The 16,461-nt window shown below is 68.0% G+C and carries 18 protein-coding genes; 17 read left to right on the top strand and 1 reads right to left on the bottom strand.

What is annotated here, in order from left to right:
• Positions 1-32: 32 nt before the first annotated feature.
• From P7A99_RS04475 to P7A99_RS04430, 10 genes are all read left to right on the top strand, one after another.
• Positions 33-1,172 (top strand): isobutyryl-CoA dehydrogenase, encoded by a 1,140-nt coding sequence (locus P7A99_RS04475; RefSeq protein WP_277792730.1) that lies wholly within the window; start codon positions 33-35, stop codon positions 1,170-1,172.
• The gene (locus P7A99_RS04470) at positions 1,169-1,684 is read left to right on the top strand and encodes a hypothetical protein (protein WP_277792729.1); all 516 of its coding nucleotides are present in this window, start codon (positions 1,169-1,171) and stop codon (positions 1,682-1,684) included. Before P7A99_RS04475 ends, P7A99_RS04470 begins: the two co-directional genes overlap by 4 nt.
• Positions 1,681-2,286: a histidine phosphatase family protein gene (locus P7A99_RS04465; protein ID WP_277792728.1), complete on the top strand. Its 606-nt coding sequence runs from the start codon at positions 1,681-1,683 to the stop codon at positions 2,284-2,286. Before P7A99_RS04470 ends, P7A99_RS04465 begins: the two co-directional genes overlap by 4 nt.
• A gap of 8 nt (positions 2,287-2,294) precedes the next feature.
• On the top strand, positions 2,295-3,368 hold the full coding sequence (locus P7A99_RS04460) for an enoyl-CoA hydratase/isomerase family protein (RefSeq protein ID WP_277792727.1): 1,074 nt from the start codon (positions 2,295-2,297) through the stop codon (positions 3,366-3,368).
• Between the two features lie 89 nt (positions 3,369-3,457).
• Entirely contained in the window at positions 3,458-4,264 is an 807-nt protein-coding gene (locus tag P7A99_RS04455; protein ID WP_277792726.1) for a class I SAM-dependent methyltransferase, read from the top strand.
• Positions 4,264-5,097 (top strand): hypothetical protein, encoded by an 834-nt coding sequence (locus P7A99_RS04450; protein WP_277792725.1) that lies wholly within the window; start codon positions 4,264-4,266, stop codon positions 5,095-5,097. The genes P7A99_RS04455 and P7A99_RS04450 overlap by 1 nt, the downstream gene beginning before the upstream one ends.
• A 13-nt stretch (positions 5,098-5,110) precedes the next feature.
• Positions 5,111-6,028 carry a 3-hydroxyisobutyrate dehydrogenase gene (gene mmsB, locus P7A99_RS04445; RefSeq protein WP_277792765.1) on the top strand — a complete coding sequence of 306 codons (918 nt, stop codon included), beginning with the start codon at positions 5,111-5,113 and terminating at the stop codon, positions 6,026-6,028.
• A gap of 167 nt (positions 6,029-6,195) precedes the next feature.
• The gene (gene hemA / locus P7A99_RS04440) at positions 6,196-7,422 is read left to right on the top strand and encodes a 5-aminolevulinate synthase (protein WP_277792724.1); all 1,227 of its coding nucleotides are present in this window, start codon (positions 6,196-6,198) and stop codon (positions 7,420-7,422) included.
• A gap of 10 nt (positions 7,423-7,432) precedes the next feature.
• The gene (locus P7A99_RS04435) at positions 7,433-8,074 is read left to right on the top strand and encodes a hypothetical protein (RefSeq protein WP_277792723.1); all 642 of its coding nucleotides are present in this window, start codon (positions 7,433-7,435) and stop codon (positions 8,072-8,074) included.
• 95 nt (positions 8,075-8,169) lie between these two features.
• Entirely contained in the window at positions 8,170-8,964 is a 795-nt protein-coding gene (locus P7A99_RS04430; protein WP_277792722.1) for an SDR family NAD(P)-dependent oxidoreductase, read from the top strand.
• Positions 8,965-8,976: 12 nt separating this feature from the next.
• Here the strand turns inward: P7A99_RS04430 and P7A99_RS04425 are convergent, their stop codons facing one another.
• Positions 8,977-9,420: a MucR family transcriptional regulator gene (locus tag P7A99_RS04425; RefSeq protein WP_277792721.1), complete on the bottom strand. Its 444-nt coding sequence runs from the start codon at positions 9,418-9,420 to the stop codon at positions 8,977-8,979.
• Between the two features lie 204 nt (positions 9,421-9,624).
• On the opposite strand from P7A99_RS04425, the gene glyA reads away from it, so the two are divergent.
• From glyA to P7A99_RS04390, 7 genes are all read left to right on the top strand, one after another.
• Positions 9,625-10,914 (top strand): serine hydroxymethyltransferase, encoded by a 1,290-nt coding sequence (gene glyA, locus P7A99_RS04420; RefSeq protein ID WP_277792720.1) that lies wholly within the window; start codon positions 9,625-9,627, stop codon positions 10,912-10,914.
• Between the two features lie 32 nt (positions 10,915-10,946).
• The gene (gene nrdR / locus P7A99_RS04415; RefSeq protein WP_101714276.1) at positions 10,947-11,420 is read left to right on the top strand and encodes a transcriptional regulator NrdR; all 474 of its coding nucleotides are present in this window, start codon (positions 10,947-10,949) and stop codon (positions 11,418-11,420) included.
• Positions 11,421-11,501: 81 nt separating this feature from the next.
• Entirely contained in the window at positions 11,502-11,966 is a 465-nt protein-coding gene (locus P7A99_RS04410) for a 6,7-dimethyl-8-ribityllumazine synthase (RefSeq protein ID WP_277792719.1), read from the top strand.
• The gene (gene nusB / locus P7A99_RS04405; protein WP_116488824.1) at positions 11,963-12,418 is read left to right on the top strand and encodes a transcription antitermination factor NusB; all 456 of its coding nucleotides are present in this window, start codon (positions 11,963-11,965) and stop codon (positions 12,416-12,418) included. The genes P7A99_RS04410 and nusB overlap by 4 nt, the downstream gene beginning before the upstream one ends.
• A complete protein-coding gene (gene thiL, locus P7A99_RS04400) occupies positions 12,327-13,484 on the top strand; it encodes a thiamine-phosphate kinase (RefSeq protein WP_277792718.1) in 1,158 nt (385 codons plus the stop codon). The genes nusB and thiL overlap by 92 nt, the downstream gene beginning before the upstream one ends.
• 59 nt (positions 13,485-13,543) lie before the next feature.
• Positions 13,544-14,068: a hypothetical protein gene (locus P7A99_RS04395; protein ID WP_277792717.1), complete on the top strand. Its 525-nt coding sequence runs from the start codon at positions 13,544-13,546 to the stop codon at positions 14,066-14,068.
• Positions 14,069-14,282: 214 nt separating this feature from the next.
• Positions 14,283-16,418: a sodium-translocating pyrophosphatase gene (locus P7A99_RS04390; protein ID WP_277792716.1), complete on the top strand. Its 2,136-nt coding sequence runs from the start codon at positions 14,283-14,285 to the stop codon at positions 16,416-16,418.
• Positions 16,419-16,461 lie beyond the last annotated feature (43 nt).

Genomic DNA, 16,461 nt, shown 5'->3' with positions numbered 1-16,461 from the left:
GCGGACATGCCCCGCACGGGAGGAAATGGCGCATGGATTTCGCGCTGAACGACGATCAACGCGCCATTCAGGATATGGCCTCGGGCTTCGCCGCGGAACGGCTTGCCCCTCATTCGTCCGCCTGGGACGAGAACAAGCACTTCCCCGTCGACGTCCTGCGCGAGGCCGCGAGCCTTGGTTTCGCGGGCATCTACGTCAATGACGATGTGGGCGGCAGCGGCCTGTCGCGCCTCGACGCCTCGATCATCTTCGAGGCCCTTAGCTACGGCGACGTACCAGTGGCGGCCTATCTGACCATCCACAACATGGCCTCGTGGATGATCGACCGGTTCGGCTCGGCCGAACTGCGCCAGCGTTACCTGCCGCGCCTGACCACCATGGAACTGATCGCCAGCTATTGCCTGACCGAGCCGGGCTCGGGTTCCGACGCGGCGGGCATGCGCACCACCGCCCGCCTGGAGGGCGACCATTACGTGCTGAACGGCGGCAAGGCCTTCATCTCCGGCGGCGGGGTGTCGGACGTCTATGTGGTCATGGCCCGCACCGGCGGCGAAGGCCCCAAGGGCGTCTCGGCCTTCGTGGTCGAGAAGGGGACGCCGGGCCTGACCTTCGGCGCCAACGAGCGCAAGATGGGCTGGAACGCCCAGCCCACAGCCCAGGTCAATTTCGACGACTGCCGCGTGCCGTTGGCCAACCGCATCGGCGGTGAGGGCGAGGGTTTCCGCTTCGCCATGATGGGCCTTGATGGGGGGCGCCTGAACATCGCCTCGTGCTCGCTAGGCGGCGCCCAGTTCGCGCTCGACACCGCCAAGGTCTACTTGGAACAGCGCAATCAGTTCGGCCGGCCGCTGAAGGACTTCCAGGCCCTGCAGTTCAAGCTGGCCGACATGGCCACCGAGCTGGAAGCCGCTCGGCTGATGGTGCGCCGCGCCGCCCATGCCCTCGACAACCGCGATCCCCAGGCCACCAAGCTCTGCGCCATGGCCAAGCGCTTCGCCACCGACGCCGGCTTCCAGGTCGCCAACGACGCCTTGCAACTGCACGGCGGCTACGGCTACCTGCAGGACTACCCGCTGGAACGCATCGTCCGCGACCTGCGGGTGCACCAGATCCTGGAAGGCACCAACGAGATCATGCGCGTCATCATCGCCCGCGAGATGTTCCGGCAGTGACGGCCGTTCCCGAGACAGGGAGCAAAAGGGCCGGGGAGCCGGCCTGGTCCTGGCCCGCCTTGGCCGCGTCGGCGGCGACCTACGGCGGTTGCATTGTTCTGATGGTCCTGGCCATCGCGCCGTTCCGGCAGGGGCTGGACGGCGACACGATCGCGGCGACGGCGTCCGCGCCGTTCTCTGAGCTCCTGGCGGGCGCGCTCATGCTGGCGCTTCTGTTCGGCGTTCCGGTGATGGCGCTTGGGTGGTGGCTGAACCGTCGCTGGGGCGGCGGCCGCCTCGCGTTCGGTTTCTTCGTCGCGGCCCCGCCGACCCTGCTGGTGATCGCCGTGAAGGTTCTGATGGCTGTGTCGGCCGGCATGGAGGGGGCGTCGAACCTGATCCCGTTCCAGCCTTCGGCCTGGACCTATCTGCCCAACTGGCTGGAGGTGGCGGGGACGGCGCTATCGTGTCTTTTCGCCGCCCTGGTCTATACGACGCTCGCGCAAGCGAAGCGGAGTTCCAGGGGCCCATGATCTATCTCTGCCGCCACGGCCAGACCCAGTTCAACCGCGAGGGGCGTTTTCAGGGGCAGACCGAGTCGGACCTCACGGCCCTCGGTCGCGCCCAAGCGCGGGCCATGGGCGAGCTGCTGGCCGACCTCGTCGCGCGCGAGCCATCCGACGCCTGGCGGATCGTCGCCAGTCCGCTGCGCCGTGCGCGGAACACGGCCGAAGCCATCGCCGAGCGCACGGGCCTGCCGCTGACCTTCGACGACCGCCTGCTGGAAATCAGCGTCGGCGAGTGGTCGGGCCGCCTGCGCGAGGATATCCGCCGCGACAATCCGGAACTGTTCGCCAGCTATGAGTGGGCCTTCCGCGCGCCGGGCGGCGAGACCTTCGAGGATGTCACCGCGCGCGTCGCCGGCTGGCTGGCCGACCAGGCCCCGGAAGGCCAGCGGCGCCTGATCGTGGTCAGCCACGGCGTCGCCGGCCGTCTGCTGCGCGGCGCCTACGCCGGCCTGTCGCGCGCCGACACCCTGGCCCAGGAGGTTCCGCAGGACGCGGTCTACCGCCTGCTGGCCGGCCAGATCGACCGCTTCGACTGTGCGCCCGTCGAAGACCCTGAACTCGCTTGAGAACCTTGATGACCGAAGCTCCCCCCAAGCAGGCCCCCGAAGTCCTCGTCAGCGTCAAGAAGAACGTCGGCCGGATCACCCTGAACCGGCCCAAGGCGCTGCACGCCCTGACGCTTTCCATGTGCGAGACGATGATCGAGACCCTGCTGGCGTGGCAGGCCGATCCCGAGATCGACATGGTCATGATCGACCACTCGGGCGAGCGGGGCTTCTGCGCCGGCGGCGACATCCGCATGCTCGCCGAGAGCGGGGCGGGCGACGGCGTCGAGGCGCGGAAGTTCTTCCGCACCGAATACCGGCTGAACCATCTGCTGTTCCACTATGACCGGCCGATCGTGGCGATCATGGACGGGGTGGTGATGGGCGGCGGCGTCGGCATCTCGATGCCCGCTCACTATCGGATCGCCACCGAGCGCACGACCTTCGCCATGCCCGAGACCGGCATCGGCCTGTTCCCCGACGTCGGCGGCGGCTGGTACCTGCCGCGGCTGCCGGGCAAGGCGGGGCTGTGGCTGGCCCTGACCGGCGCGCGGATCAAGGGCTCGGACTGCATGCGCCTGGGCATCGCCACCCACTTCGTCGAGTTCGGCGCGGTCGAGGGGCTGAAGAAGGCGATCCTCGCCGACCATCGCCGCATCGACGAGACCCTGCGCAAGTACCGCGCAGACGCCGGCAAGGCGCCGCTGGTCGGCTTCGAGCAGGACCTCAACCGCCTGTTCGTCGGCGACAGCGTCGAAGAGATCTTCGAGTTCCTGGAGGCCGACTCCTGCGACTGGGGCAAGGCCCAGCTGGCCGTCCTGAAGACCAAGTCGCCCCAGACCCTGAAGGTCGCCTTCGAGCAGCTGAAGCGCGGCGAGGCCATGACCGACTTCGCCGACAACATGGCCATGGAATATCGGATCGGCTCGCGCGTGGTGCGCAAGCACGACTTCATCGAGGGCGTGCGGGCGGTGATCGTCGACAAGGACAACGCCCCGCGCTGGGATCCGCCGAGCATCGAGGCGGTGAATGACGCCGATATCCAGGCGATCTTCGCGCCTCTTCCGCCCGAGGAGGAGTGGACGCCTCTCGCGGACGCCTGACGGCGTTATGCCGTAGCGGCATTGAAGGTGTCGCTTGGCCTCGCTAGCTTGCCGCCAGCCAAAGAAGAAAGTCCGCCGGAAGGAAGACCATGCGTAAGCCGCTTCTCAGCCTCGTCGCCGCGCTCGCCGTGACCGCGTGCGCCACGACCCCGATGGGGCCCGCCGAGCCGCCGCCTCCGCCGCCCGCCGACGCTCCGGTTTCCATTCCGGCCAACATCATCGCCGCGGTCGACAACCCGCTGCGTCCCGAGGTCGACAGCAAGCGCGACGCCGATCGCCTGCCGGCCCAGGTGCTGGCCTTCGCCGGCGTACGCAACGGGGCCAAGGTCGCGGACCTGATTCCCGGCACCGGCTACTTCACCCGCATCCTGTCGAAGGCCGTTGGCCCGCGCGGCCACGTCTACGCCTATGTGCCCGACGAGTTGACCAAGCTGGCCAACCGAGAGCCGGCCGTGAACGCCATCGCCGCCGACCCGGCCTACAAGAACGTCTCGGTGATCCTGAACCTGCTGCCCAATTTCGGCGCGCCGGAGAAGCTGGACCTGGTGTTCACCGCCCAGAACTATCACGACATGCACACCCCGCTGATGGGCAAGCCCGACATGGCGGTGGTCAACCGCAAGGTCTTCCAGTCGCTGAAGCCGGGCGGCGTCTACCTGGTGCTCGACCACTCGGCCCAGCCCGGCTCGGGCCTGCGCGACGCCGAGAAGCTGCATCGCATCGATCCCGAGACCGTGAAGGCCGAGGTCACCGCCGCCGGCTTCATCTTCGAGGGCGAGAGCCGCGTGCTCCGCGACGCCGCCGACAAGCGCAACGCCTCGGTCTTCGACCCGTCGATCCGCGGCAAGACCGACCAGTTCATCTACAAGTTCCGCAAGCCGGCCGGGGCGCGTTGATGGCGTCCTCCTGGCGGCGCGGCGCCAAGCTCGTCGCGCTGCTGGGAGGCGCGCTCGCCCTGACCATCCTGACCCAGGTCGGCGGCTTGGCGCTGCTGATCACGGCCTGGATCGCCAAACTGCGACGGTGGCCCGCATGGCTGTCGGTTCTCGGCTTTGTGGCGGTTTACGGCGCTGTTTCCTTCCTGGCCGTTCCGCCGCTCGCCAAGCTTGGCGGGAGAGAGCGCCTTCCGTGCGTCGTAGGGGTGAATGAGCCCCTTGGCGCGGCCAGTCCGCTGCTCTGCGTCCTCAACCGCAACTATGCGCGGGTGGAGGTTCGAACGACGGTCGCCGCCCTGGCGGGCCACATGGCCCAGGCCTATCCGGGAACCGTCACCCGCTATCTCGACGCGGGCTTTCCGTTCTTCGACGGCTTTCCACTGCCGCCACATCTGTCGCACCGCGACGGCCTGAAGGTGGATCTGGCCTACTTCTATCGCGAGGGATCCGGAGCGGTCATCGACGACGGAACCGCGAGCCCTATCGGCTACTGGGCCTATGAACGGCCGAAGGCCGGCGAGGCAAGGCCCTGCGCCAGCTATCGCCGCGCCAACCTGCGCTGGGACTTCGACGCCCTGCAACCGCTGGCGACACGCCGGGCGGACGCTGTTCGCACGGCCGAGATGCTGCGTTGGCTGAGCCACGAGGGGCGGGCGCTCGGCGTGAAGAAGATCCTGCTCGAACCTCATCTGAAGGCGCGCTGGGCGCCGGACGTCGATATGATCCGCTTCCAGGGATGCAGGGCGGCGCGGCACGACGACCACCTGCATCTCGAGCTGTCCAGGAAGAACTAGAGGCCGAACGGCCCTGCGTACGGAGGAGACACCAATGACCCGCATCGCCTTCATCGGCCTGGGCAACATGGGCGGCGGCATGGCCGCCAACCAGGCAAAGGCCGGCCACGCCGTGGCGGCCTTCGACCTTTCGGCCAAGGCCTTGGAGAAGGCCGTCGGCGCGGGCTGCGTCGCGGCCGGTTCGGTGGCCGAGGCTGTGAAGGACGCTGAGATCGTCATCACCATGCTGCCCGCCGGGCCCCACGTGCGCGCCGTCTATGGCGAGCAGGTGCTGGCCAATGCGCCGAAATCCGCGCTGCTGATCGACTGCTCGACCATCGACGTCGACAGCGCCCGGGCCGTGGCGGAGCAGGCGAGGGCGGCGGGTTTCCGGTTCGCCGACGCGCCGGTGTCGGGTGGGATCATGGCCGCCGAGGCCGGCAGCCTGGCCTTCATGGTCGGCTGCGACGACGCCGACTTCGCCGCTGTCGAGGCGGCGCTGAAGCCGATGGCGCGGGCGGTGATCCACGCCGGCGGGCACGGAGCGGGGCAGGCGGCCAAGATCTGCAACAACATGTTGCTGGGCGTGTCGATGCTGGGAACCTGCGAGGCCTTCGCCCTGGCCGAGAAGCTGGGCCTGGCCGCCGACCGCTTCTTCGAGATCGCCAGCCAGTCGTCGGGCCAGTGCTGGTCGGTCTCTACCTACTGCCCCGTGCCCGGCGTCGGCCCCAGCACACCGGCCGATCGCGGCTACGAGGGCGGATTCGCCACGGCGATGATGCTCAAGGACCTGAAGCTGGCTCAGGAAGCGGCTGCCCGCGCCGGCGCCAGCACCCCGATGGGGGCGCAGGCCGAGGCTCTATACGCCCTGTTCGACGCCAACGGCTTCGGCGGCAAGGATTTCTCGGCCGTCCTGCAACTGCTGCGCGGCCGTATTGCTGAGCTGGTTTGAACAAGGCAGGGTTGCGATCGGCGATTATAGAACCAATCGATGCGACACCACGCCCAATTCCAATTTGTAGGTAGAGGCCCTTAGGTGGACACTGTGCCTACGTGGTGCGAAAAGCCGTGCCAGAAGAAAAGGACCGTAGAGCTTCGGTTCGACGGGTAGAGACCAGCATGGACTACAAAGCCGCGTTCACCGCCGCTGTCTCCCAAATCCGCGACGAGGGTCGCTATCGGGTCTTCGCCGACCTGAAGCGCCACCGCGGCGCCTTCCCGCGCGCCACCTGGACGCGCGCCGACGGCGGCGAGAGCGAAGTCGTGGTCTGGTGCTCGAACGACTATCTCGGCCAGGGCCAGAACCCCGTCGTGCTGGACGCCATGCACCAGGCGATCGACGACCACGGCTCGGGCTCGGGCGGCACCCGCAACATCTCGGGCACCAACCACCATCACGTGGAGCTGGAAGCCGAGTTGGCCGACCTGCACGGCAAGCAGGCCGCGCTGCTGTTCACCTCGGGCTACGTCTCCAACGAGGCCACGCTCAGCGTCCTGCAGAAGATCCTGCCGGGCCTGATCATCTTCTCCGACGCCCAGAACCACGCCTCGATGATCGCCGGCATCCGCAACGGCGGCGGCCCGCGTCACATCTTCCGCCACAACGACCTGGCGCATCTGGAAGAACTGCTGGCGGCCGCTCCGGCCGACGCGCCCAAGCTGGTGGCGTTTGAAAGCGTCTATTCGATGGACGGCGACATCGCCGACATCGGCGCCACGGCGGCCCTGGCCAAGAAGTACGGCGCGATGACCTATCTCGACGAGGTCCACGCGGTCGGCATGTACGGCCAGCGCGGCGGCGGCGTCGCCGAGCGCGACGGCGTGATGGACCAGATCGACATCATCGAAGGCACGCTGGGCAAGGCGTTCGGCGTCATGGGCGGCTACATCACCGGCGATGCCGAGGTGATCGACGCCGTGCGCCTGATGGCCTCGGGCTTCATCTTCACCACCTCGCTGCCGCCGGCCCTGACCGCCGGCGCGCTGGCCAGCGTGAAGTGGCTCAAGCAGCACCCGGAAGTGCGCGACGCTCACCAGGAGCGCGCCGCCACCCTGAAGAAGATGTTCCAGGACGCGGGCCTGCCGGTGATGGAGAACGACAGCCACATCGTGCCGGTGCTGGTCGGCGATCCGGTCCACACCAAGCTGATCAGCGACATGCTGCTGGCCGATCACGGCGTCTATGTGCAGCCGATCAACTATCCGACCGTGCCGCGCGGCACCGAGCGCCTGCGCTTCACGCCCACGCCGTTCCACACCGACGACATGATGCGCAAGCTGGTCGGGGCGATGGAAAAGCTCTGGGCGCACTGCAACGTCGCCCGCATGGGCGGCCACGCGGCTTAAAGCACCCGTCTTGGGTTTCGATCTGGGCTACCTGCGCGAACTGGCCGAGGATGCGTCCGAGCACCCCGGCTGGTCCGGCGCGGCCGATTATTTCCGTCTTCGCCACCAGGGCCTGCGCCGCGAAGCGCTGGAAGCCCTCGACGCCTTTATCGCCGGGGCGGTGAGTTGGCCGCTGGCCGACCGCGTCGCCTTCGCCGCCTGGATTGGCAAAAAGCGCCTGGCCTATCGCGGGCAGCCTGAAGCCGTGCTGCCCGTGCCGCTGTTTCGCCTGCTGGTCCGCCCGACCTTGGAAGAGTGGGCGCAAGCCAAGCCGGCCGATCCCTGGCCGCTGGTCTGGCAGGCCCGCCTGTCGAGCGGCGGCTCGACCTGGCATGCGCCGCCAGCGCCCTTCCTGCGCGAGGCCCTGGCCCGTGACCCGCTGTGCGTGCCCGCTCGCGTCGATCTGGTCCGCGCCATTCTCGCCGACATCGCCTTCCACCAGCACGAGTTGCCCGACGCCTATCTGGGCGAGGCTGCTGGCGATCTACTGGCGCTGGACGAAGCCGAGGACCTGTTGTCCCTGGCCGACGAAGATGCGCGCTTCGACCTGGGCCCTCAGATCGCCTGGGCCCGGTCAGAAGCCAGCGGTTGGCTGGAGCGGGAAGGGGGCTGACGCCTCTCCGCGTGGCGGTTTCCCGTCACGTCATGGCGACAGGACGGCCGCTCTTGGTCTCTAGATGCGGCGTCCTGCGAGGGGAGAGTCGCACCGTGAAGACCATCGTGATCACCGGCAGCAGCCGCGGCATCGGCTTCGGCCTGGCCGAAGCCTTCCTCGAACGCGGCTGCCAGGTGGTGATCTCCGGCCGCAACGAGCGGGTGCTCGCCGAGGCCCTGGCCAAGCTGGAAGCCACGGGCGGCGCGGTCGCCGCCAAGGCCTGCGACGTCAGCATGGTGGCCGACCTGGAAGCGCTGTGGAACACCGCCGTCGAACGGTTCGGCTCGGTCGACATCTGGATCAACAACGCCGGCTCGGTGTCGCCGCGCGTGCGCCTCGACCAGGTGGAAGAGGCCGAGATCGACGCGGTGGTCGCCACCAACCTGCTCGGCGTGATCAAGGCTTCCAAGCTGGCGATGATCCGCATGCTGGCCCAGCCCGGCGGCGGGGCGATCTACAATTTCGAGGGCTTCGGCAGCGACGGCATGACCGCCTCGGGCCTGACGCTCTACGGCGCCACGAAGCGAGCCGTGACCTATTTCACCAAGTCGATGGGCAAGGAGCTGGATGGCACCAGCGTCCGCATGGGCACGATCAGCCCCGGCATCGTGGCCACCGACCTTCTGCAGTCGGAGATGCGCGACGCCTCGGACGCCGACCGCGCCAAGTCGATGAAGCTCTACAACATCCTGGGCGACCGGGTGGAAACCGTCGCACCGTTCATCGCCGAGGGCGTGCTGAAGGGCGAGGCCACGGCCGCGCCGGTGCGCTGGCTAACCATGCCCAAGGCCATGGGCCGGTTCATGACCGCCGGCTTCAAGAAGCGCGACATCTTCTCGGCGGCGTAAGACGGGGAGGGCTCACGCCCTTCGGCGCACGCCCTTGCCCAGGCCGATCTGCTTGGCGAAGTCCGAGCGACGCGCGGCATAGGCCGGGGCGACCATGGGATAGTCGGAAGGCAGGCCCCATTTGCGGCGGTAGTCCTCGGGGCTCATGTCGTAGTGCGAGCGCAGGTAGCGCTTGAGCATCTTCAGCTTCTTACCGTCCTCGAGGCAGACGATGTAGTCGTGCTGCACCGAGCGGGAGACGGGCACGGCCGGCTTCTGCTTCTCGGCGGGCTTGGCCGCCACCGGTTCGCCGTTCAGGCTCTGCAGCGCGCCGTGGACCGTGCGGATCAGGTCGGGCACGGCGGTTTGGGGGATCTTGTTCTGTCCGACATAGGCCGCGACGATGCTCGCGCTCAGCGCCAGCAGATCGGTGTCGTCCGAAAATTCCGACCCCGTTTCGCCGTGAGAAACCGCCATACGCAAACCCGCCCATTTCTGTTCGTTGCACTCGAAAACATCCGGCGCGGTTGCCACACCCCGCCGGAGTTCTGAGCAACGCATGGTTACCGTCGCGGTTCCGTCATTGATCGCGGCGCGAAGGACGCTAAAGAGAGCGCCGTCGACTCCCCGTCGCGGGAGCGCGCCGCCTAGAAGCCCGCCGCCTGTCCCAAGGAGCGCCTGATGACGACTTCCACCGACCTGACCAAGTTCTTCGGCGCCGATCTCGCGACCGCCGACCGCGACATCTTCGATCGCATTGGTCGGGAGCTGGGCCGTCAGCAGAACCAGATCGAGCTGATCGCCTCGGAAAACATCGTCTCGAAGGCGGTGCTCGAGGCCCAGGGCTCGATCCTGACCAACAAGTATGCCGAGGGCTATCCGGGCAAGCGCTACTACGGCGGCTGCGAATGGGTCGACGAGATCGAGACCATCGCCATCGAGCGCGCCAAGCAGCTGTTCGGCGCGGCCTTCGCCAACGTCCAGCCGCACTCGGGCTCGCAGGCCAACCAGTCGGTGTTCATGTCGCTGCTGCAGCCGGGCGACACCTTCATGGGCATGGACCTGGCCGCTGGCGGCCACCTGACCCACGGCTCGCCCGCCAACCAGTCGGGCAAGTGGTTCAAGCCGGTGTCCTACACCGTGCGCCAGCAGGACCAGCTGATCGACTATGACAACGTCGCCGAGGTCGCCCAGCGCGAGAAGCCCAAGCTGATCATCGCCGGCGGCAGCGCCTACAGCCGCGAGATCGACTTCGCCCGCTTCCGCGAGATCGCCGACAGCGTCGGCGCCTACCTGATGGTCGACATGGCCCACTTCGCGGGCCTGGTGGCCGGCGGCGTGTTCCCCAACCCCGTCCCGCACGCCCACGTCGTCACCACCACCACCCACAAGACCCTGCGCGGCCCGCGCGGCGGCATGGTGCTGACCAACGACGAAGCCATCATCAAGAAGGTCAACTCGGCCGTGTTCCCCGGCCTGCAAGGCGGCCCGCTCGAGCACGTCATCGCCGCCAAGGCCGTGGCGTTCGGGGAAGCATTGCAGCCGGCCTTCAAGGACTACGCAAAGCAGATCATCGCCAACGCCAAGGCCCTGGCCGAAGCGCTGGGCAAGTCGGGCGTCAACATCGTCTCGGGCGGCACCGACAGCCACCTGATGCTGGTCGACCTGCGTCCCAAGGGCGTGACCGGCCGCGACGCCGAGCACAGCCTCGAGCGCGCCCACATGACCTGCAACAAGAACGGCGTGCCGTTCGACACCGCGCCGTTCACGATCACTTCGGGCATCCGCCTGGGCACGCCGGCCGGCACCACCCGCGGCTTCAAGGAAGCCGAGTTCACCCGCGTGGGCGAGCTGATCGGCGAGGTCGTCAACGGCCTGGCCGCCAACGGTCCGGAAGGCAACGCCGCGGTCGAGGCCAAGGTGCGCGAGGAAGTCCTGGCCTTGACGGCCCGGTTCCCGATCTACAACTAATGGCCTAAGGCCGCAGGGGAGGGCCCAAGATCATGCGCTGCCCATTCTGCGGCCACGCCGAAAGCCAGGTGAAGGACAGCCGCCCGTCGGAAGACGGCGCGGCCATCCGCCGTCGCCGCCTCTGCCCGGAATGCGGCGGCCGCTTCACCACCTTCGAGCGCGTCCAGCTCCGTGAACTGATCATCGTCAAGCGGTCGGGCCGTCGCTCGCCGTTCGACCGCGACAAGCTGATGCGTTCGATCTCGCTGGCCACCCGCAAGCGGCCGATCGAGGGCGAGCGGGTCGAGCGGATGGTCAACGGCATCGTTCGCCAGCTGGAAAGCCAGGGCGAGACCGAGCTTCAGTCGTCGGTCGTGGGCGAAATGGTGATGAAGGCTCTCAAGTCGCTCGATGACGTGGCCTATGTCCGCTACGCCTCGGTTTATCGCGATTTCCGGGAGACCAGTGATTTCGCGAAGTTTTTGGGCGAAGAAGGCTTGAGCGACGTCGCCGAAGACGAGCTATAGGCGCATTCTACGATTCGTTTTTTCGGGTCGGCGTGTGACGGCCCAATGAGGCCTCCCGTCCGCCCAGGAGTTCAGAGGCATATGGTGGAAGACAGGATTCGTCTGCTGATCGTCGAGGGGCGCCGTTATTCGGGCCTGTCGGACGCGCTGCTGGCCGGCGCCGTGCAGGCGATCGAGGCCCAGGGCGCGGAGTACGAGGTCGTCACGGTCTCGGACGCCATGCAGATCCCCGCCGCCATCGCCATCGCCGAAGAGGCTGGCAAGGGCCCGTCGGGTGTGCGCTACGACGGCTATATCGCGCTGGGCGCCGTTGTGCGCGGCGAGACCTACCACTTCGAGATCGTGTCCAACGAGACCGCCCGTGGCTTGCAGGATCTGGCCGTCGGAAAAAGGTTGGCCATTGGTTACGGCGTGTTGACGGTTGATGACGAGGATCAGGCCTGGAATCGCGCGCGCCTCTCGCAGGGCGACCGCGGGGGCCAAGCCGCTCGGGAATGCCTGGAGATCGTGGGTTTGAAGCGTCAGCTGTCGGGACAAGCGCGATGAGCAAGCGCATCCAGCCCCGTTCCGTTTCCCGTCTGGCGGCCGTTCAGGCCCTCTATCAGATGGAAGTCTCCGGCGCCGGCGTCGACGCCGTCGTGCGCGAGTTTTCCGAGCACCGCTTCGACCGCGCCGTCGAAGACACCGAAGGCGCGCAATTGGCCCAGGCCGACGAGAGCTTCTTCGCCGACCTGGTGAAGGGCGTCGTCTCCAAGCAGGCGATCATCGATCCGGCCATCGTGCGCCGCCTGGCCTCGGGCTGGAAGCTCGAGCGCCTGGACGCCACCGCCCGCGCCGTGCTGCGCGCCGGGGCCTACGAGCTGATGAACCGCCCGGACGTTCCGACCGAGGTGGTGATCGACGAGTATGTCGAGATCGCCAAGTCGTTCTTCGAGGGGCCGGAAGCCGGCTTCATCAACGGCGCCCTGGACGCCATCGCGCGTGACGCCCGAGTCTGACGACGACTGGTTCGACGATCCCGCCCCGGCCGCCGCGCCGGCGGCGGAGGACGATGAGTCATGGTTCGACGACGTCCCTCCCGCGGCCGCGCCGTCGGGTCCGGACGAGTTCGAGCTGATCGCGACCCATCTGCGTCCGCTGACCAACGGTGATCCCGTCGCGCTCGACCTGCTCGACGACGCGGCGGTGCTGCCCTCGCGCCCTGGCTACGACCTGGTGATCACCAAGGACGCCATGGTCGCCGGCGTGCACTTCCTGGCCGGCGAGGATCTCGACATCGTCGCCCGTCGTTTGCTGCGCACCAATCTCTCGGACCTCGCCGCCAAGGGCGCGGAGCCCTACGGCTACTTCCTGGCCGTCGGCTGGCCCTCGGGCACGACGGTCGAGGATCGCGAGACCTTCGCTCGCGGTTTGGCCGAGGACGGCCAGGCTTTTGGCGTCAATCTTCTGGGCGGCGACACGGTCACCACCTCCGGAGCCATGGTCGTTTCTGCGACACTGCTGGGCTGGGTCCCGCAAGGGGCGGCCGTCCTGCGTCGCGGCGCCAAGGCGGGCGACCGGCTGATGGTGTCCGGCAGCATCGGCGACGGCTGGCTTGGCTTGCTGGCGCACTGGGGCGAGGTCGAGGATCCCGATGGCGGCCTCGTGCGCCGCTATCGCACGCCTGCGCCGCGCCTGGCGCTGCGCGAGGCCCTGCGCCAGTTCGCCCACGCCGCCGCCGACGTCTCCGACGGCCTGCTGGCCGACGCCGGCCACATCGCCAAGGCCAGCGGCCTGCAGGTCAAGGTCGACCTCGACCGTCTGCCGCTGTCGACCGGCGCCCGCAAGTGGCTGGAAGCACAGCCCGAGCGCGGCGAGGCCCGCATGTCGCTGGCTTCGGGCGGCGACGACTACGAGGTTGTCTGCGCCGTTCCCGCCGCCGACGTCGCGGCCTTCCAGGCCGCCGCCTTCGCCGCCGGCCTGCCGGTGCGCGACATCGGCGAGTTCGTGGAAGGGGAGGGCGTGGCCGCCCTGTTCAAGGGCAAGGACATCACGCCCCAGCGGCTAGGCTGGCTGCACGGCTGAGGCGGGCCCCGTCCCGCCCGGTAGCGAAACCTCAAGCCTTCTCGGTTAATGGCTCGGGCATGACCCGTGCCATCCTGTCTCGCCGCGCCGTGCTCGCATTCACCGCGCCGCTGGTGCTGTGCGCCGCGCCCGCTTTCGCCTCCGGCAAGGAGAAGAAGAAGGAAGGCGGGGAGGGCGAGAAGGAAAAGGAAGATCCGGTGATCAAGCTGGGGTCGATGGCCCTGCCGATCGTCGTCGAGGGACGCCTGATCAACTACATCTTCGTTGAACTCTCCCTGACCCTGCCGCCGGCCGGGGACGTCACCGCCTTCGCCGGCAAGGAGCCGCTGCTGCGCGACGCCCTGGTGCGCGCGGCCCACAAGCAGCCGCTGAACAAGCCGGGCAGCTACGTCCTGCTCGACGAGGGCAAGGTGAAGGCGATCGTCATGCGCGAGGCCGTCGCGCTGGTCGGCAAGGGCAAGGTCGCCGCGGTGACCATCGGCAAGCAGACCCCGCGCAACTTCGTGCCGCCGCCCAAGCCCGCGCCGAAGGCCGCCGTCAAGCCGGCACCGGCGCCCGTCGATTCGGCCCCGATCATCCCCTGAAGCTTCGCGAACGCCGTTCTCGCAAGCGGTTGCGCGCTAGGCTTGTGAATGTCAGTGTTTCCCCCTGGCGCCGATGTCGGGGCCAGATCAGGGAGCTTCGAGGGGGAATGAGGCCCTAAGGCCCGCCCGCCGCTCCTGGCCTGGGGCGCTCGTCGATCCTCCATGCCGGGAACCGCGACCCCTCGTGATTGAAACACGAAGGGGCACAACACCCATGAGTTCTTGGCTTTACGTAGCCATCGGCGCCGGGCTTCTGGCGGTGCTGTATGGCGCGGTTCAGACCGCCAGGCTTTTGAAGGCCTCGCCGGGCGATGCGAAGATGCAGGAGATCGCCGCGGCCATTCAGGAAGGCGCTCAGGCCTATCTGAACCGTCAGTACACGACCATCGCCATCGTCGGCGTCGTGGTCGTGGCTTTGCTCGCATTCTTCTTCAAGGGCTGGGAGCAGCCCGTCGGTTTCGCGCTGGGCGCGATCCTCTCGGGCCTGGCGGGCTTCGCCGGCATGCTGATCTCGGTTCGCGCCAACGTCCGCACCGCCCAGGCCTCGTCCGAGGGGCTGGGCAAGGGCCTGTCGATGGCCTTCACCTCGGGCGCCGTCACCGGCATGTTGGTGGCCGGCTTCGCCCTGATCGGCGTCGCGGGCTACTTCGCCCTGCTGCTGTCGGTCGGACATGAGGGCACCGACCGTGTCGTCATCGACTCGCTGGTGGCGCTGGGCTTCGGCGCCAGCTTGATCTCGATCTTCGCCCGCCTGGGCGGGGGTATCTTCACCAAGGGCGCCGACGTGGGCGGCGACCTCGTCGGCAAGGTCGAGGCGGGCATTCCCGAGGACGACCCCCGCAACGCCGCGACCATCGCCGACAATGTGGGCGACAACGTCGGCGACTGCGCCGGCATGGCCGCCGACCTGTTCGAGACCTATGCGGTGACCACGGTCGCCACCATGGTGCTGGCGGCGATCTTCTTCACCGGCACCGACGTCGTCGGTTCGATGATGCTGCTGCCGCTTGCGATCTGCGCGGTGTGCATCGCCACCTCGATCATCGGCGCGTTCTTCGTCCGGCTGGGCAAGAAGAACAACATCATGGGCGCCCTCTACCAGGGCCTGATCGTCACCGGCGTGCTGTCGGTGCCGGCCGTGTGGTGGGTGATCCACCAGCTGGTTCCGACCGCGATCGAGCTCGACGGCCGGATGTTCACCGCCGACAACCTGTTCTACTGCGGCCTCGCGGGCCTGGTGGTGACGGCTCTGATCGTGGTGATCACCGAGTACTACACCGGCACGGGCTTCCGTCCGGTGAAGTCGGTGGCGCAGGCCAGCGTGTCCGGCCACGGCACCAATGTCATCCAGGGCCTGGCGATGTCGCTGGAGTCCACGGCCCTGCCGGCCCTGACCATCATCGTCGGCATCGTGGTGACCTATAACCTGGCGGGCCTGTTCGGCATCGCCATCGCCACCACCACCATGCTGTCCCTGGCCGGCTTCATCGTCGCGCTGGACGCCTTCGGTCCCGTCACCGACAACGCCGGCGGCATCGCCGAAATGGCCGGCCTGCCGCCGGAAGTCCGCGTCACCACCGACGCTCTCGACGCGGTCGGCAACACCACCAAGGCCGTCACCAAGGGCTATGCCATCGGCTCGGCCGGCCTGGGGGCTCTGGTGCTGTTCGCGGCCTATACGGAAGACCTGAAGTTCTTCTCCGAGAACGCCGCGCCGGGCAGCTTCTTCGACGGCATGGGGGCGGTTAGCTTCGACCTGTCCAACCCCTATGTCGTGGTCGGCCTGCTGTTCGGGGGTCTGCTGCCGTTCCTGTTCGGCGGCCTGTCGATGACCGCCGTCGGCCGCGCGGCCGAGTCGGTGGTGGCCGAGGTCCGTCGCCAGTTCCGCGACAACCCGGGCATCATGACCTACGAGACCAAGCCCGAATACGGCAAGGCGGTCGACATCCTGACTAAGGCGGCCATCCGCGAGATGATCGTGCCGTCCCTGCTGCCGGTGGTTTCGCCGGTGGCGCTGTTCTTCGTCATCAACGCCATCGCCGGCAAGGTCGACGCCTTCGCCTGTCTCGGCGCCATGCTGATGGGGGTGATCGTCACCGGCCTGTTCGTCGCGGTCTCGATGACCAGCGGCGGCGGCGCCTGGGACAACGCCAAGAAGGTGATCGAGGAGGGCTTCACCGACAAGGACGGCGTCTTGCACAAGAAGGGCGGCGACACCCACAAGGCGGCCGTCACCGGCGACACCGTCGGCGACCCCTACAAGGACACCTCGGGTCCTGCCGTGAACCCGATGATCAAGATCACCAACATCGTGGCCCTGCTGCTCCTGGCGGTGCTGGCCCACGGCTGATCTTGATACCGGTCTGAACGAGAACGCCCCGGAGCTTATGCTC

This window comes from Caulobacter endophyticus, from assembly GCF_029543245.1.
Taxonomy (GTDB): domain Bacteria; phylum Pseudomonadota; class Alphaproteobacteria; order Caulobacterales; family Caulobacteraceae; genus Caulobacter; species Caulobacter endophyticus_A.
This window is presented reverse-complemented; position numbering and strand designations above follow the sequence as displayed.

What these genes read in the sequence shown, in the direction of transcription:
- P7A99_RS04410 (WP_277792719.1), top strand. Translation starts at nt 11,502, where the DNA reads ATGGTGGAAGACAGGATTCGTCTGCTGATCGTCGAGGGGCGCCGTTAT.
- P7A99_RS04425 (WP_277792721.1), bottom strand. Translation starts at nt 9,420, where the DNA reads ATGGCGGTTTCTCACGGCGAAACGGGGTCGGAATTTTCGGACGACACC.
- hemA (WP_277792724.1), top strand. Translation starts at nt 6,196, where the DNA reads ATGGACTACAAAGCCGCGTTCACCGCCGCTGTCTCCCAAATCCGCGAC.
- P7A99_RS04460 (WP_277792727.1), top strand. Translation starts at nt 2,295, where the DNA reads ATGACCGAAGCTCCCCCCAAGCAGGCCCCCGAAGTCCTCGTCAGCGTC.
- P7A99_RS04390 (WP_277792716.1), top strand. Translation starts at nt 14,283, where the DNA reads ATGAGTTCTTGGCTTTACGTAGCCATCGGCGCCGGGCTTCTGGCGGTG.
- glyA (WP_277792720.1), top strand. Translation starts at nt 9,625, where the DNA reads ATGACGACTTCCACCGACCTGACCAAGTTCTTCGGCGCCGATCTCGCG.
- P7A99_RS04450 (WP_277792725.1), top strand. Translation starts at nt 4,264, where the DNA reads ATGGCGTCCTCCTGGCGGCGCGGCGCCAAGCTCGTCGCGCTGCTGGGA.
- P7A99_RS04475 (WP_277792730.1), top strand. Translation starts at nt 33, where the DNA reads ATGGATTTCGCGCTGAACGACGATCAACGCGCCATTCAGGATATGGCC.
- nusB (WP_116488824.1), top strand. Translation starts at nt 11,963, where the DNA reads ATGAGCAAGCGCATCCAGCCCCGTTCCGTTTCCCGTCTGGCGGCCGTT.
- P7A99_RS04465 (WP_277792728.1), top strand. Translation starts at nt 1,681, where the DNA reads ATGATCTATCTCTGCCGCCACGGCCAGACCCAGTTCAACCGCGAGGGG.
- nrdR (WP_101714276.1), top strand. Translation starts at nt 10,947, where the DNA reads ATGCGCTGCCCATTCTGCGGCCACGCCGAAAGCCAGGTGAAGGACAGC.
- P7A99_RS04455 (WP_277792726.1), top strand. Translation starts at nt 3,458, where the DNA reads ATGCGTAAGCCGCTTCTCAGCCTCGTCGCCGCGCTCGCCGTGACCGCG.
- P7A99_RS04395 (WP_277792717.1), top strand. Translation starts at nt 13,544, where the DNA reads ATGACCCGTGCCATCCTGTCTCGCCGCGCCGTGCTCGCATTCACCGCG.
- thiL (WP_277792718.1), top strand. Translation starts at nt 12,327, where the DNA reads ATGTCGAGATCGCCAAGTCGTTCTTCGAGGGGCCGGAAGCCGGCTTCA.